The organism is Methylomonas sp. TEB, from assembly GCF_047777895.1.
GTDB lineage: Bacteria > Pseudomonadota > Gammaproteobacteria > Methylococcales > Methylomonadaceae > Methylomonas.
The window spans coordinates 1,265,077-1,278,739 of sequence record NZ_CP180476.1; the positions used below are offsets into that span (position 1 = coordinate 1,265,077).

The following is a 13,663-nucleotide window of genomic DNA, read 5'->3' on the forward strand; positions in this document are numbered from 1 at the left end:
GTGAGTGCGTATTTCGTGGATGTTTGGCAAGGCCGGCTGAGCGTATCTGCCGACACATTAGCGCGATTGGCGTCGCGATTATCGGACGACGAAATGTTGAAGGCGCAAGCGTTCAAGCTTCCAACCTTACGTGATCGCTACGTTGCCGCGCGCGGCATGTTGAGAGAAACGCTGGCCGGCTATTTGGCGGCCGATCCGGCGACGTTAAAATTCGTGTCCGGCCCCTACGGCAAGCCGGGTTTGATTGATGAGCCTTTACAATTCAATATCTCGCATACTGCTGACTTATTGTTAATTGCCATCGCTAATTTTGCTGACATTGGAATTGATGTGGAGACGGTTAAGCTGCGGCGCAATTTTGAAAATTTGGCGCAGCGTTGCTTTTCCGTGCGGGAGTATCAAGATTGGTGCGAACTGCCGGTGGAGTGGCAGGCGGACGCATTTTATCGGTTATGGACCAAGAAAGAGGCCTTTGTCAAAGCAGTCGGTCGCGGAATTGCTTTGGGCTTGGAGCAATGCGAGTTTGCAGTGGAGGCAGGTGGGCAGTTGCGAACTATTCCCGACGAGTATGGTTCGGCCAGTGGGTGGCTGGTTCACGAATTGAGTGTTGCTGCTGTTAATTCGGCCCTTAGCGTTTCGTGTTCCGGCGGTGGCTTGAGTTTGGCTCCTGAATTAGAGTCCGGATTTGGCGGTGATGACGGCTCTGGAGTATTGCAGAACCGAGTCGGCAACAACTGCGCGGCACTGGTCACGCCTGCCCGGTGCTATGTTTTACGGCGGTTGTTGTTGCAAGCCGATTGAGGCTTACTGAAGCCTCAATCGGCTTGCAGTGATCGAAAACCCTTTGTGGTTTGTCCCGTCTATGTGGTTGCATTTGCCGGCTATGTGGGTTTTGTAACAAATATCTCTTCCTGTTATTAACGCGCCCCTCTGAATAATTGCCTTTGTTGAGCCACACAGGGCGCCGGATTGCTCACTAAAAGCGGTTTGCCGGCTTTGTTGTTGTCAATTAGTAACTTGGAACGGGATTTGCTGAGTAGACTAAAAAACGGACTATTTAGTGAGGTTGATATGACTATACACATTGCATCCATGATGCCGGACCGCGCGCTTGACGAGAGTGTCATCGCCAAAGCTATTACGAAAATTGCCGTTGATTTGGCAAGATTTCGTGAGGAGCCGATACAAAAACGGACGCCGATCCTGGACTTGATATTTCTATTACCCAGCCGCCAGGAGAGGGCTGATTTCGAGGGCTTGCGTTTGCATTCGTTCGATAAAACCTCGCAGACTTTGCGGATAGAATGCGCCGTACCGGAAAAAATGGTGGCATCCACTCACGCGGAGCGTTTTGTTGTCGCGGTGATAATGGACACCATCGACGCCGCTGCCGAATTTTTCACCGAGCAGCGCATATTGTTTGATGCAGCCGGGCATTTGGCGTTGGCGGAGGCGCTGGTGGTGCGTGAACACTATGCGATCAATTAATCGATAACTGAGTTTATCGAAGGGCGCGCCCGTCTGGGCTTCGGCGAGCTCAGCGCGAACGGAATACCCGTGATAAATAGCGCCGGGTTAATAGTGGCCTGCTTGAGCTGGATCGGTCAAGTCCAGCAAGCTAACCACATTCAGTTTGATCGCTAACCGCGTCAACTCGATGTCGCTGTTCACTCCCAGCTTGTTTTTGATCAGGTAATGGCAGTTGCCGACGGTTTTCCGGCTAATGTTCAGCGTATTGGCAATGTCGTCTTGCGTGTTGGCTTCGACCAGTAGGCGCAGAATTTCGAATTCTCTGGCGGTTAAACTATTCAGTGCTATCGAATCATTGCCGAGTTTTTCCAACGCCAACGCTTGGGCGATGTCGGTGCTGAGAATGTGTTTGCCAAGATAGACGTGCCGTATCGCCTGCAACAGCAAATCCGGTGTGCTGCTTTTGGTGACATAACCCAAAGCGCCGGCACGGCAGGCTTGGCGGGCAAAGCTGGGGTTTTGATGCATACTGAAAACCAGTATCCTGGCTTTGTGGTCGCGTTGTTTGAGGCGGCCTATCAATTCCAGGCCGCTTGAGCCGGGCAGGGTTAAATCGGTTACGACCACGTCGGGTTGGCATTCCTTGTATAGGCAATAGGCGTCTACGCCGTTCGCGGCTTCGGCAATGACCTTTAAGTCTGTTTGTTTGCTGATCAGTGAGCGGTAGCCCTCCCGGACTATTGCGTGATCGTCTACCAGCAAAATACTGATAGTGGTTTGCTCAGTCATTGGGCGCTCTCCGACTGCGCTGTTGGCAAGCGGGCTTCGATTATCAGGCCATGCGGCTTTGCTATGCTTAAATTGAATTTGCCGTTTAAGGCAAGGATACGTTCGCGCATGCCCAGCAAGCCTATGCCGTCGCCTGGCACAAACGGCAAAGTGATGGCGTTGCCGTTGTCTTGTATGGTGATCGATGTCTCGGTGCTGTTGATTGTTAGTGTAATATCGGCTCGGCTGGCAGAGGCATGTTTGGCGATATTGCTGACGGCCTCTTGGGTGATGCGAAACAGACTGATTGCCAGAGATTCCGTCAACGTTCTGCAATCGCCGATGATGCGCAGGCTAAAGTGCGTCTTGCCCAGACGGTTCCAGCTTGCCACCAGGGTGCACAGGCTGGCGTCCAAGCCTAATTCTTCCAGCTCTGCTGGGCGTAAGCGAGTCAATAAGTTCCGCACACTTTGTTGCATGGCTTGGGTAAAGCGGGATATTTGCTCGGCCTCTGTGACTAACTCAGGACAATTTTGCTGCGCCGTTTGAGCGATGACCGTCGTGACGGCGTGGATTGCAGTCAAGCATTGGCCTAATTCGTCGTGAAGTTCGCGTGCCAGGCAGCGGCGTTCCTCTTCCTGCAAGTTCATCAACATCACAGCCAGTTTTTGCCGTTCCGCTAAGAGTTGTTGCTGATTGCCGGCGAGTTGGTTGATTGCCGTGGCGGTATGCCGCCATTCCACTAAGTCGAACACGGGTAGCCGGAACGCCAAATCGCCTGTACTGAGCCGGTTTAATCCCGCCACAATAGTCTGAGCGGGAAGTAAGGCCCGGTTGACGGCCAAGTAAACCAGCAAGCAAACCGCTGTGATCGTTACCGCCGACAACGCCAGTAAATCTCGGACGTCATCCCAAGCGCGGGTTATTGACAACTCTGCGCTAACCGAAACAGTTAATACGCCGTAAGCCTGACCGTTGTAAGTTATCGGCCGCTGCCAGTCAAAGTTGGGTCCAAAAATTCGTCGATATAGTTCGGAAAAATACTCAGGATAGTGATGGGTGGACAAGTCGATGCCTTTGCAGTAGTTACGTATGGTTCTGCCGTCATTAGCCAGATAGTTGGCGCAAATGCCCGGTTCGCTAGCGGTCTGTTTCCATAAGTCAAAATCCGGGAAGGGGTTGGCCGGGTTTTCGCCCGCGCTGGCTTTGAATAACTGTAACTCCAGTTGTTTGCCCAGCGCGGCTAAAGTGTTTTGTGCTTGCGCTGCCGATTGTTGAGCGCTGCGATGCAGCACATAGGTCAGCGTCGCGAGTAAACACAGTAAGGCTACCCCCGCAATGCGGGTTAACAAATACAGTTTTAGATTCATGATCGATTCGTGGCGCGCTGATAGTCGGTGGATGTTGCTGAAAAGGCATTTTAGGTAGTTGAGTGGGTGCTGAATAGCTTGATAGCGAGATGCGGGCAATTTGCCCGAGTTTGCCGGGTGAATGTCGGCTTACGGGCGGCAGTTGCTTACTTAAGCTGAGATCCTCTAAATCGGCTCAATTGGGAGGCCCAACATGCTTAAAACAGTGACTGTCAGAAATATTATGGCTATACCGCGCGAAGCGGTATGGTCTGCGATGGCCGGTATTGGGGGTTTGGAGCGATGGTTTCCGGTGAGTCGTTATCTGGATTCGGAGCTATTATGAATATTGTCAGCTTGATTAAATGCGTGTCGTTGGTTGTGGGTATGTCAGCCGCAGAGGTCAACGCCGCGCCGCGGATAGCGGTTTTGGATTTTGAATTGAACGACATAACGTCGCTGCCGAACACGTCGACGGAAATTAGCCGCACTTCCAGTATGGCGCCTTTGTTGATGGTAGCCTTAAGCCGGTCGGGTGCTTATCAAATCGTAGCTGTCGATGCGGAAAGTCAGAAAACTGCCAACAGCGGCTTTGGCTACTTGTTTCGCTTTCACGATTTGGCAGCAGACTTGGGGCAGCAGCGGGGTGCGGATTGGGTGCTGGTTGGTCAACACAGCAAACCGAGCTTTTTGTTCTCGTATCTGTGGGTATATTTGATCGAAGTTAATAAGCGAGCGGCGGTAGCGCGTTATGACATCGAGTTGAAGGGTAGTCATCAGAAAGTCACTCAGCACGCTATCGATACTTTGGCCGGAAAGATCGGAGCTTGTATTATCCAAGCGTGCTTTTCAAAGGATAATAAACCATGAAAACACACCTGAGGGGCACCTCAGGTTTGGGTCGCTGGATGCCGTATCGGAGCTTGGATTTCGAAATCCCCGGCGTAGATCTTTGCAGCAGCGACCCACCCTCGATCAACGATCGAACAGTCTCTTCGGCCCGGTTTCCGGCAGCCTGCATTCACAAGGTAGATCATTTGAGGTTTTCATGTCCCATTTTTATCTCGGTATCGATGTTGCTAAAGCCAAGCTGGACTGCGCGTTGCGCTTGCCCAGCGGTAAGTTTCGCGCCAAAGTCATTCCCAATACTCTCGACGGCTTCGCGACGTTGTTGACGTGGTTGGCCGCTCAAAAGGCCCAATCGCCTCATGTCTGCATGGAAGCGACCGGCATTTATTGGGAAGACGTTGCTCAGCATCTGGCAACCGCTGGTTTCACCGTGAGCGTCGTCAATCCAGCACAAATTAAGGCCTATGGCGCTTCACGGCTCACCCGCAGCAAAACCGATACGGTCGATGCTAAACTCATCGCCGATTTCTGCGCCGAGCGCCAACCGCCTGCTTGGCAGCCCCGTAGCGAGGCGGAAGTCACACTGCGCGCACTAGTATTACGGCTGGACGCCTTACAAACCATGCGCACCCAGGAAAACAACCGCTTGCTAGTGGCGCGCGAGGCCGTGCGTGAGGACATTCAACAGCATCTGAATTGGCTGGATACTGCGATCCAACAATTGATCGACGCCATCAACGATCACATTGATCGCCATCCCGATCTCAAGCAACAGCGCGAACTGCTCGATAGCATTCCCGGCATTGGCGAGCGCACCAGCGCCATCATCCTCGCGTTCTACGCCGATACCTCGCGCTTCGCCAATAGTCGGCAGGCCGCCGCTTTTGCCGGACTCGATCCCCGGCAATACGAATCGGGCAGCAGCCTCAAGGGCAAGCCCAGGCTCTCCAAAATAGGCCATGCCTTCCTGCGCAAAGCGCTCTATATGCCGGCCATGGTGACGCTTTATAAAACAGCCTGGGGTAAACAATTCCGTGGACGATTAGCCGGTGCTGGTAAACCCAATAAGCTGATTATCGGTGCCATGATGCGTAAATTGATTCATGTGGCATTCGGTGTCTTGAAATCCGCGAAACCCTTCGACTCGGCTATTCATTTGGCTTGACTTGGATAACAGTATCTACGCTTGCTGGGCACAGGGTCAATTAGTTTTACGGTTGCAATAGGCATAAAAAAAGCCGCTGAGTAGCGGCTTTTCTTTGTTCCCAATGAGAAACGTTTAACGTTTTGAGTATTGAGGACGTTTTCTGGCTTTGTGCAAGCCGACTTTTTTACGTTCAACTTCACGAGCATCGCGAGTAACGTAACCGGCTTTTCTCAATGGTGGTCTCAAGGCTTCGTCGAAAACCATCAATGCACGGGTCAGACCGTGGCGAATGGCGCCAGCTTGGCCTGAAGGGCCGCCGCCGGTAACGACGATGTTGATGTCGAAATCGCCGGTTTTACCCAACAACTCCAAAGGTTGTCTGGCAATCATTTCGTCGGTTTTGCGGCCGAAATATTGTTCAACAGGGAGCTTGTTGATGGTGAATTTTCCTGAACCGACTGTGGCGTAGACGCGAGCGATTGCGCTTTTGCGACGACCTGTTCCGTAGTATTGAGCTGCCATAAACTATCTACCTGCTTAGAATTCTAAAACTTTAGGTTGCTGAGATTGATGATTATGCTCAGAACCTGCGTAAACTTTCAATTTTTTGAACATGGCGCGGCCCAATGGATTTTTGGGCAGCATGCCTTGTACGGCGGTGGTGATGATCCGGTCAGGGAAAGTTTGTCTTAACTTACCCAAAGAAGCTGACTTCATGTTACCGACATAACCAGTGTGGCGGTAGTACATTTTGTCTTTTTCTTTGTTGCCGGTCACGCCGATTTTTTCGGCGTTGATGACGATGATGTAATCGCCGGTGTCAACGTGTGGTGTGAATTCGGGTTTGTGTTTTCCGCGAAGACGTCGTGCAATTTCAGTAGCAAGGCGACCTAATGTCTTTCCTTCTGCATCAATCACGTACCAATCGCGCTTAACTTCTGCGGGCTTTGCACTAAATGTTTTCATCTTTGCTTTTTAGTCTGTTGAGGCTATAAAAACCGTGAATTGTACTTAATAGGGTCGTTAACTTCAAGTCCAATTAAAGCTTAATTTTCAGGGAATGGAGTTTTCGGTACAAATGCGTACGTTCCATACCGATAGCAGAAGCCAGTTTGGCGACGCTGCCGCCGGTTTTTTCGAAATGATATTCCAGGTAGGATTTTTCGAAATGGTCGCGGGCTTCCTTCAGCGGCAAATTAAAAAACTCCGGTACATTCAAGCCTAGCTTGGGTTGTTCGGCGATCGAACCCAGCGCGGTTTTGACTTCGTCCAGCTCAATGTCGTCCCCGGCACCGAGTATCATCAGGCGCTGTACCAGATTACGCAATTCGCGCACATTACCCGGCCAGCTGTAATTACGCAAATAATTTTGCGCGGCCATCGAGAAACGCCGGAACGGCAGCTTTTCCTGAGTGACGAAATGATCGACATAAAAATTCAACAGGCTGGGTACGTCTTCACTGTGTTCGCGTAGCGGCGGAATCTCCAGTGTCACGACGTTCAGTAAATAGTAAAGATCCTGACGGAAGCGGCCGCTGTTGACTTCTTCTTCCAATGACATGCGGGTGGACGCGACGACTCGTACGTCAACACGCACCGCCTGACTGCCGCCAACCCGCAGGAACGAGCTGGATTCCAGTGCACTCAGCAAGCGAGTTTGAGTTTCCGGGTCCATGCCGCCGATTTCACCCAGAAATAGCGTGCCGCGATGAGCTTGTTCCAACAGGCCGCGATACACCCGGCCGTTGTCTTCGCGGCCGAAAAACTCCACCGCCGAGTTTTCCGGGGAGATACTGCCGACCGACACATCAACAAACGAGCCGTCGCGCCGCGAACTATTGTTGTGCAAATAGCGGGCGAACATTTCCTTACCGACCCCGGCTTCACCGACGAATAACACTCTGGCGTCGTGCTGAGCCAGGCGCTTTAACTTATCCTTGGTACGTTCCACCACCGCGCTTTTGCCGACCGGGTCCACGCCTATCATCAGCTGTTGTTTCAAGCCGGCGTTTTCGCGCTGCAAAGAGCTGGTCTCCAGTGCGCGTTCGACGATCAGCAGCAACTTAGCCAGCGATAATGGCTTTTCCAAAAAGTCGTAGGCGCCAAGCCGAGTCGCTTCCACGGCTGATTCCACTGAGGCATGTCCGGACATCATAACCACCGGACATAGTGCGTCATCTTCGCTGACCCATTCCCGCAGCAGCGTGATGCCGTCGCTGTCCGGCATCCAGATGTCCAGCAGGATCAGATTAGGCGGGCGCTGATTTTTCAGGGCTTTAGCTTCCGTGGCGTTTTCCGCCATGGCGACATCGTAACCTTCATCCTCAAGAATTTCCGACACCAACTGACGAATGTCCTGCTCGTCATCGACCACCAAAATATACGGTGCTTGCTTATTCATTTAAAGTTCCCAAATTCAAAAACCGGCAGCTGGAGTAAAAACCCCGCGCCGCCATTATAAGACGTATCAACCCAAATCACCCCGCCATGTTCTTCCACGATCTTTTTGACAATAGCTAAGCCCAGGCCGGTACCTTTGGCCTTGCTGGTTACGTAGGGGTCGAAAATGGTTTCAAGCTGTTCCGCGTTCAAGCCGTTGCCATTATCGTAGATGCCCAATTCGACATAGTCGGTGTTGTTCCGGCTGACTTTGGCGATTTTGATCTCGATGCGGCAGGGCGCCGTGGTGGCCTCTTGGGCGTTTTTGATCAGGTTGTGCAGTACTTGACGCAGGCTGACCGGATCCGCTTCGACCAGCACCCGGTCGCTTGCAAATTTGGTGCTGAAAACAATGCCGGAGGGCAGGTATAAAGCCACGACTTCCTGAATCAGATCAACCAGATTGATTTTTTCCACTTGTTTCTTGGACGGGCGGGCGTATTCGGAAAAATCGTCCACCATGCGTTTCATCGCTTCCACCTGTTGGACGATGGTGCGAGTGCCGCGTTGCAGAAATTCGGCGGAACCGTCCTGTAATTCCTTGGAGAGCTTGTGCTGTAAACGCTCGGCGGACAGCTGGATCGGCGTCAACGGATTTTTGATTTCATGCGCCAGACGCCGCGCCACTTCGCCCCAGGCTGCGTTTTTCTGTGCCTGAATCAGGTCGGTGACATCGTCGAATACTACGACTGCGCCGGTGCGGGCACCGTGCTGCGAGAACAGCGGCGTACCTCGGCACAACAGTTCCTGACGGCCGTTGGGGCCGAGAAACACGATGCGTTGCTCCCAGATGTCGTCGGCTTTTTCCAGCAGGCTTTGGATCGCATTCAGTACATCGGCCAGTTCGCTGTGCAGGGTCGCCAAAGTCGGCAATGTCTCGCCGACGAAATGACTGACTGGGATATGCAAAATCCGGTAGGCGGCCTGGTTGGCGGTACGGATGTAAAAGGCGGCGTCAAAACTGATCACCCCGGCCGTGAGATTGGCCAGGATGGTTTCCAGATACGCGCGTTGGTTTTCCACTTCCAGACCGGCAACACGGGTTTCGTCGCGGGAGCGGGCGATGCGCCGGGTCATTTGATTGAAGGATTCCACCAAAAAGCCCAGATCATCCTGATTCATCACCGGTAGTTGTTGCTGATAATCGCCGTCGGCGACCGCTTGCGTGCCTTTTACCAGCTCTTTAACCGGCGCGACGATGTTGCGGATGCTGATAAAAGCTACCCAAATCGCAGCCAACAGGCTGAGCAGCAACACCAGCAGCAGGATTAGCGAGAAGCTGGTTTTCAGTGAGTCGCGCAGGAAATTCATTTCCTGGTAACGGATGAAGGCAAATTCAATCGAGTCGGCCAAGTCGGTTACCCGCACCGGAATCGGAAACAAGGCTTGCAAAAATCGGCTTTGATCCGCTTCGATAGCCACGATGATACGCACCAGCATTTCATCGTTATCGCCGGGATCGAAAGCAAAATATTCCTTATTCTGCCGTAACTGCAGCCAGATTTGTTCGTCGGGAAGATGCGGCAAAATATCGCTAGGGTTGACGCTGCTGGAGGCCAATACCCGGCCTTGGTTGGAAAATACCGCAATCTCCAATGCCCCGGAATCCGCCCACAGCGAGCCCACTTCCATTGCGATCAATGCTTCCGATTTGTCGCGAAGTTGATCGGCCATTTGCTTGGTTTGCTTGATATGCCAGTTCATGCGTTGATTCAGCGAGGACTGGCTCAACTCCAGCGCATCGTCCATAGCCCGGTCTATTTCCACGTTAAACCAGCTGTCTATGCCTTGATGCAGAAATTGCACGGAGAAATAAAACACGATGGCCGCCGGCGCTAACGCCAGCAAGACGAACAAGGACACCATGCGCGTGGTCAGCCGAGAGCCGGCCTCCTTTTTCTTTAACTCCCGCACCAGCGAATAGGTGTTGAACGCCACCAAGCCCAGCAAAATCACCGATCCCAGTGTGTTGATGACCAACAGCCAGGAATACATTTCGCCGAGTTCCGATGATTCTTGGGTGGCGCTGCTCATCAATTGCAGCGACAGCAATACGAAGCCGAACAGCAGGATAATCGTGGCGCTGGCCGGTAATTTTATTTTTGAATGGGCCATGTGTGCCAGGCGCTAGAAAGAAACCACTGGTTGTCCAGATAGGCGACCGGACGCAGCGGTATTGGCAACTGCTCGCGGTTGAATTGAGTTTTTACCGCCAGCAGGTAAGGCGTGCCGCCCACAACAAGTTCTGCGGGAATTGGCATGCTGTCATGCACGGCCGCCATGAAATTCATGGCCGCGCTCAAGGTTAAAAACATTTCGCTGCGGTCGAACGGGGTTTGCACCACATATTGATTCAGCAAGGCATGGAATTGCAGGCTGTAAGTCAGTTTGTGTTTATGGATTATCGTATCCCACAGCACCCCGGGTTGGCGCAGTTCTATCGCGACGTCCCAGGTTAAGCGCACACCTTTGTGCAGCGCTTCTTTGGCAGTCGGACTGAGCTGGTAATCGATATGAGCCTGCACGTCATAACCGTCATCGACACGATCCAAATCGGCATATTCGATGCGCGCGGCATATTCTCCGGCTTCAGCCACGCCTGGCGCAATGTGCAGGCAGAGCATCAATGCCGCGTAACTAAGGGGCTTTGTAAAGCTTGGCATAATAAAAGCCGTCCATTTGCCGGTCACCGGTGATGATTTGCCGGCCGTGCGGACGGGACATGCCCCAGTGCGCCTCGATATGAATTTCGCTGGCATTGCTGTGTCGGGCAAGGAAAGCGGCGATTTGCGCCTCGTTTTCCTGCTTCAATACCGAGCAAGTGGCGTACAGCAAGATGCCGCCAGGTTTTAGTAATTGCCAGGCGTTATCAAGAATCTTGGTTTGCAGCGCTTGCAGGGCGGCAATATCGTCGGTGCGGCGCAGTATTTTGATGTCGGGATGGCGGCGGATCACGCCGAAGCCGGAGCAGGGCGCGTCCATTAGTATCCGGTCGAATTGGCGGTCGCCAGCCCATGATCCGGATTGACTGGCATCGGCGGCTAAGGTTTCGGCTTGTAAGTTTAAGCGCTGTAAATTATCGGTCACGCGCTGCAGGCGTTGTTGATCGACATCGACCGCCAACAGGCCGCCCAAAGCGGGTTGGTGCTCCAGAATCGCCGCCGTCTTGCCGCCCGGCGCGGCGCATAGATCCAGCACCTGTTGGCCGGGTTGCGCATCAAGCAGTTCTGCGGCCAGTTGGGCGGCAGAGTCCTGTACTGAAACTCGACCTTGACTAAAGGCGGGCAATTGCTCGACGGCCAAGGCTTGGTCTAGTCTTATCGCCGTCTCGCAGCAGTCTACCGGTTGGGCGGCGATGCCTTGCGCGGCAAGTTCGTCCAGATAAGCGGCTCGGTTGCCTTGCAACAGGTTGACACGCAAAGCCATCGGCGGTGCCTGGTCGTTGGCGTGGAGGATTTTTTCGTAATGTTCCGGCCAGTCGTGCTTCAGCACATCCACTATCCAGTTCGGATGGTTGTAGTGGGCTTGGGTGTCCGCGGCGCAGGCTTGCTGCAAGGTTTCGGCCTCGCGTAAATATTGTCTGAGTATCGCGTTAACCAAAGACTTGGCCCAAGGCTTATGGCTGGTGGCGGCGACCGTTTCCGACACGGCGGCGTGCGATTTAACCCGCATGTGTTGCAGTTGATACAGGCCGATTAGCAGCAGGGCTTTAATGTCGCCATCTTTTTGTTTGAGCGGCTTGCTGAGCAAGCGGCCCAGCATAAAATCTAGTGCGTAGTAATGGCGGATGACGCCGTAGCACAAGGCTTGGACGAAAGCCCGGTCTTTGACATCCTTGATTTTGGGCAGGCCATGCTCCAGGGCGGCGGTCAGCGATTGGCCGTCGTTGAGAACGTGGGCGAGGATCTGTGCCGAGCAGCCGCGCAGATTCATGAGCCAAGAATAACGTGGTCGGAGGGGTGGGCATTCATAAAGTCCTTGCCGGCTATGCGTTTGCCACCGGGGAGTTGCACTTCCAGCAGGCGCAGCACACCGTCGCCGGTGGCGACATCCAGTGCATGTTCCGCGCAACTGATGGTGCCGGGTGCTTGTTCTGCCCGTCGATCAAGCACCTGGCTGCGCCAGACCCGCAATACTTGGCCTCGATACAGGGTCTGCGCTACCGGCCAGGCATTCAGGCCGCGGACTTTACGATCCAGCTCTACAGCAGAGTTTTGCCAATCCAAGTTGGATTCCTGTTTTTCCAGTTTGTGGGCGTAAGTAACCAGCGCTTCGTCTTGCGGTTCGGCTTGCAACGAGCCATCGGCTATCTGGTCGACCACTTTAACCAGCCCTTCGGCGCCCATTTGCGCCAATTGATCGTGCAGGCTGCTGGAGGTGGCGTCGGCGCTGATCGGGCATTCGGCTTTGTATAGCATGTCGCCGGCATCGAGTTTTTTTACGACTTTCATGATGGTGATGCCGGTTTTAGCGTCGCCCGCCATGACTGCTCGGTGAATCGGCGCCGCGCCACGCCAGCGCGGCAGCAGCGAACCATGCACATTGATGCAGCCTTGTTTAGGTATGTCCAAAACCGCTTGCGGCAGAATCAGACCGTAAGCCACGACGACCATTAAATCGGCATCCAGTGCCGCTAATTGGGCGATAGATTCGGGGCTTTTGAAGTTTTCCGGCTGATACACCGGAATATTGGCGGCCACGGCCAGGGCTTTGACTGGGCTGGCGGTGAGCTTGCGGCCGCGTCCGGCGGGTCGGTCGGGCTGGGTATAGGCCGCGCAGACTTGATGCGGTGAATCCAGCAAGGCTTGCAAGGTGGGAACCGCAAAATCCGGCGTACCGGCGAACACGATTTTCATGGAATGTCCTTATTAGCCTTGCGACTTGTGAATTTTATCCAGCTTGGCTTTGATGCGGTTGCGCTTAAAAGCCGAGAGATAATCAACGAATAACTTGCCTTCCAGATGATCCATTTCATGTTGAATGCAAACCGCCAGCAAGTCGCGCGCTTCCAGTTCAAAGCTTTCGCCGTCGCGGTTTAACGCCTTGACTTTGATATGTTCGGCGCGGCTGACTTTTTCGAAAAAGCCCGGTACCGAAAGGCAGCCTTCTTCGGACTCTTCGACGCCGTCGCGCTCTATGATTTGCGGATTGATCAGGCAGATCGGTTCGTCCTTGTTCTCGCTGACATCCATCACGATCACGCGCTTATGTACGTTTACCTGGGTTGCCGCCAAGCCCACGCCCTTGGCGGCATACATGGTTTCGATCATGTTATCGACCAAGGTTTTGATGCTGTCATCGACTGTGTCCACCTCGGCCGCGACGTTGCGCAACCGTTTATCGGGAAACTCCAGAATTTTAAGAATACTCACCCATCACTCCACTTGCGAACTGTAATAGTGGGATTTTATCCGAAATTGCCTTGGGTTTGAATGTGAAGACTAAATAGGGCCGGGTTTAGTCTGGAACGGCTCGTGCTGGCATAATGCCCGAATTAATCTAAACTGTGCGGCAAATCGATGGTTGATTTTTTACGCATTTGTTTCAAATTGGACTGGGCGGCATGCAAAGCAGCGGCGCTTGCCGATTTTGCATTTGGACGCTTTGTCCGGCGGATTTTGAACGGTTTTATAAGCTCTGG

15 protein-coding genes are annotated in these 13,663 nt (G+C 53.2%); 5 read left to right on the top strand and 10 right to left on the bottom strand.

Going from position 1 to position 13,663, the window contains the following annotated elements; all coding sequences use genetic code 11:
* The gene (locus tag ACMXD4_RS05765) at positions 1-801 is read left to right on the top strand and encodes a 4'-phosphopantetheinyl transferase family protein (RefSeq protein WP_415880125.1); all 801 of its coding nucleotides are present in this window, start codon (positions 1-3) and stop codon (positions 799-801) included.
* A gap of 270 nt (positions 802-1,071) precedes the next feature.
* Positions 1,072-1,488, top strand: coding sequence for a hypothetical protein (locus ACMXD4_RS05770; protein WP_253734487.1), 417 nt, complete (start codon positions 1,072-1,074; stop codon positions 1,486-1,488).
* Between the two features lie 87 nt (positions 1,489-1,575).
* Here ACMXD4_RS05770 and ACMXD4_RS05775 read toward each other — a convergent pair whose 3' ends face one another.
* Together ACMXD4_RS05775 and ACMXD4_RS05780 are read right to left on the bottom strand one after the other, a co-directional pair.
* Positions 1,576-2,259: a response regulator transcription factor gene (locus ACMXD4_RS05775; RefSeq protein WP_171696297.1), complete on the bottom strand. Its 684-nt coding sequence runs from the start codon at positions 2,257-2,259 to the stop codon at positions 1,576-1,578.
* Entirely contained in the window at positions 2,256-3,608 is a 1,353-nt protein-coding gene (locus ACMXD4_RS05780; RefSeq protein WP_171696296.1) for a sensor histidine kinase, read from the bottom strand. Before ACMXD4_RS05780 ends, ACMXD4_RS05775 begins: the two co-directional genes overlap by 4 nt.
* Before the next feature lie 193 nt (positions 3,609-3,801).
* Between ACMXD4_RS05780 and ACMXD4_RS05785 the strand changes: the two genes are divergently transcribed.
* From ACMXD4_RS05785 to ACMXD4_RS05795, 3 genes are all read left to right on the top strand, one after another.
* Positions 3,802-3,933 (top strand): hypothetical protein, encoded by a 132-nt coding sequence (locus tag ACMXD4_RS05785; RefSeq protein WP_415880126.1) that lies wholly within the window; start codon positions 3,802-3,804, stop codon positions 3,931-3,933.
* Positions 3,930-4,457, top strand: coding sequence for a DUF2380 domain-containing protein (locus tag ACMXD4_RS05790; RefSeq protein ID WP_415880127.1), 528 nt, complete (start codon positions 3,930-3,932; stop codon positions 4,455-4,457). Before ACMXD4_RS05785 ends, ACMXD4_RS05790 begins: the two co-directional genes overlap by 4 nt.
* A gap of 178 nt (positions 4,458-4,635) precedes the next feature.
* A complete protein-coding gene (locus ACMXD4_RS05795; RefSeq protein WP_415880128.1) occupies positions 4,636-5,601 on the top strand; it encodes an IS110 family transposase in 966 nt (321 codons plus the stop codon).
* Between the two features lie 114 nt (positions 5,602-5,715).
* On the opposite strand, the gene rpsI is transcribed toward ACMXD4_RS05795, so the two are convergent.
* The 8 genes from rpsI to def form a co-directional block, all read right to left on the bottom strand.
* A complete protein-coding gene (gene rpsI / locus ACMXD4_RS05800) occupies positions 5,716-6,105 on the bottom strand; it encodes a 30S ribosomal protein S9 (protein WP_033158870.1) in 390 nt (129 codons plus the stop codon).
* A 15-nt stretch (positions 6,106-6,120) separates the two neighbouring features.
* Positions 6,121-6,549 carry a 50S ribosomal protein L13 gene (gene rplM / locus ACMXD4_RS05805; RefSeq protein WP_020482941.1) on the bottom strand — a complete coding sequence of 143 codons (429 nt, stop codon included), beginning with the start codon at positions 6,547-6,549 and terminating at the stop codon, positions 6,121-6,123.
* A 73-nt stretch (positions 6,550-6,622) separates the two neighbouring features.
* Entirely contained in the window at positions 6,623-7,984 is a 1,362-nt protein-coding gene (locus tag ACMXD4_RS05810; protein ID WP_033158871.1) for a sigma-54-dependent transcriptional regulator, read from the bottom strand.
* A complete protein-coding gene (locus tag ACMXD4_RS05815) occupies positions 7,981-10,137 on the bottom strand; it encodes a sensor histidine kinase (RefSeq protein WP_171696293.1) in 2,157 nt (718 codons plus the stop codon). Before ACMXD4_RS05815 ends, ACMXD4_RS05810 begins: the two co-directional genes overlap by 4 nt.
* Positions 10,119-10,685 (bottom strand): DUF4390 domain-containing protein, encoded by a 567-nt coding sequence (locus ACMXD4_RS05820; RefSeq protein ID WP_415880129.1) that lies wholly within the window; start codon positions 10,683-10,685, stop codon positions 10,119-10,121. Before ACMXD4_RS05820 ends, ACMXD4_RS05815 begins: the two co-directional genes overlap by 19 nt.
* Positions 10,660-11,955 carry a 16S rRNA (cytosine(967)-C(5))-methyltransferase RsmB gene (gene rsmB / locus ACMXD4_RS05825; protein ID WP_033158874.1) on the bottom strand — a complete coding sequence of 432 codons (1,296 nt, stop codon included), beginning with the start codon at positions 11,953-11,955 and terminating at the stop codon, positions 10,660-10,662. The genes ACMXD4_RS05820 and rsmB overlap by 26 nt, the downstream gene beginning before the upstream one ends.
* On the bottom strand, positions 11,952-12,878 hold the full coding sequence (fmt, locus tag ACMXD4_RS05830) for a methionyl-tRNA formyltransferase (RefSeq protein WP_033158875.1): 927 nt from the start codon (positions 12,876-12,878) through the stop codon (positions 11,952-11,954). Before fmt ends, rsmB begins: the two co-directional genes overlap by 4 nt.
* 12 nt (positions 12,879-12,890) lie before the next feature.
* Positions 12,891-13,394, bottom strand: coding sequence for a peptide deformylase (def, locus tag ACMXD4_RS05835; RefSeq protein WP_033158876.1), 504 nt, complete (start codon positions 13,392-13,394; stop codon positions 12,891-12,893).
* Positions 13,395-13,663 lie beyond the last annotated feature (269 nt).

What these genes read in the sequence shown, in the direction of transcription:
- ACMXD4_RS05770 (WP_253734487.1), top strand. Translation starts at nt 1,072, where the DNA reads ATGACTATACACATTGCATCCATGATGCCGGACCGCGCGCTTGACGAG.
- ACMXD4_RS05775 (WP_171696297.1), bottom strand. Translation starts at nt 2,259, where the DNA reads ATGACTGAGCAAACCACTATCAGTATTTTGCTGGTAGACGATCACGCA.
- ACMXD4_RS05780 (WP_171696296.1), bottom strand. Translation starts at nt 3,608, where the DNA reads ATGAATCTAAAACTGTATTTGTTAACCCGCATTGCGGGGGTAGCCTTA.
- ACMXD4_RS05785 (WP_415880126.1), top strand. Translation starts at nt 3,802, where the DNA reads ATGCTTAAAACAGTGACTGTCAGAAATATTATGGCTATACCGCGCGAA.
- ACMXD4_RS05790 (WP_415880127.1), top strand. Translation starts at nt 3,930, where the DNA reads ATGAATATTGTCAGCTTGATTAAATGCGTGTCGTTGGTTGTGGGTATG.
- ACMXD4_RS05795 (WP_415880128.1), top strand. Translation starts at nt 4,636, where the DNA reads ATGTCCCATTTTTATCTCGGTATCGATGTTGCTAAAGCCAAGCTGGAC.
- rpsI (WP_033158870.1), bottom strand. Translation starts at nt 6,105, where the DNA reads ATGGCAGCTCAATACTACGGAACAGGTCGTCGCAAAAGCGCAATCGCT.
- rplM (WP_020482941.1), bottom strand. Translation starts at nt 6,549, where the DNA reads ATGAAAACATTTAGTGCAAAGCCCGCAGAAGTTAAGCGCGATTGGTAC.
- ACMXD4_RS05810 (WP_033158871.1), bottom strand. Translation starts at nt 7,984, where the DNA reads ATGAATAAGCAAGCACCGTATATTTTGGTGGTCGATGACGAGCAGGAC.
- ACMXD4_RS05815 (WP_171696293.1), bottom strand. Translation starts at nt 10,137, where the DNA reads ATGGCCCATTCAAAAATAAAATTACCGGCCAGCGCCACGATTATCCTG.
- ACMXD4_RS05820 (WP_415880129.1), bottom strand. Translation starts at nt 10,685, where the DNA reads ATGCCAAGCTTTACAAAGCCCCTTAGTTACGCGGCATTGATGCTCTGC.
- rsmB (WP_033158874.1), bottom strand. Translation starts at nt 11,955, where the DNA reads ATGAATCTGCGCGGCTGCTCGGCACAGATCCTCGCCCACGTTCTCAAC.
- fmt (WP_033158875.1), bottom strand. Translation starts at nt 12,878, where the DNA reads ATGAAAATCGTGTTCGCCGGTACGCCGGATTTTGCGGTTCCCACCTTG.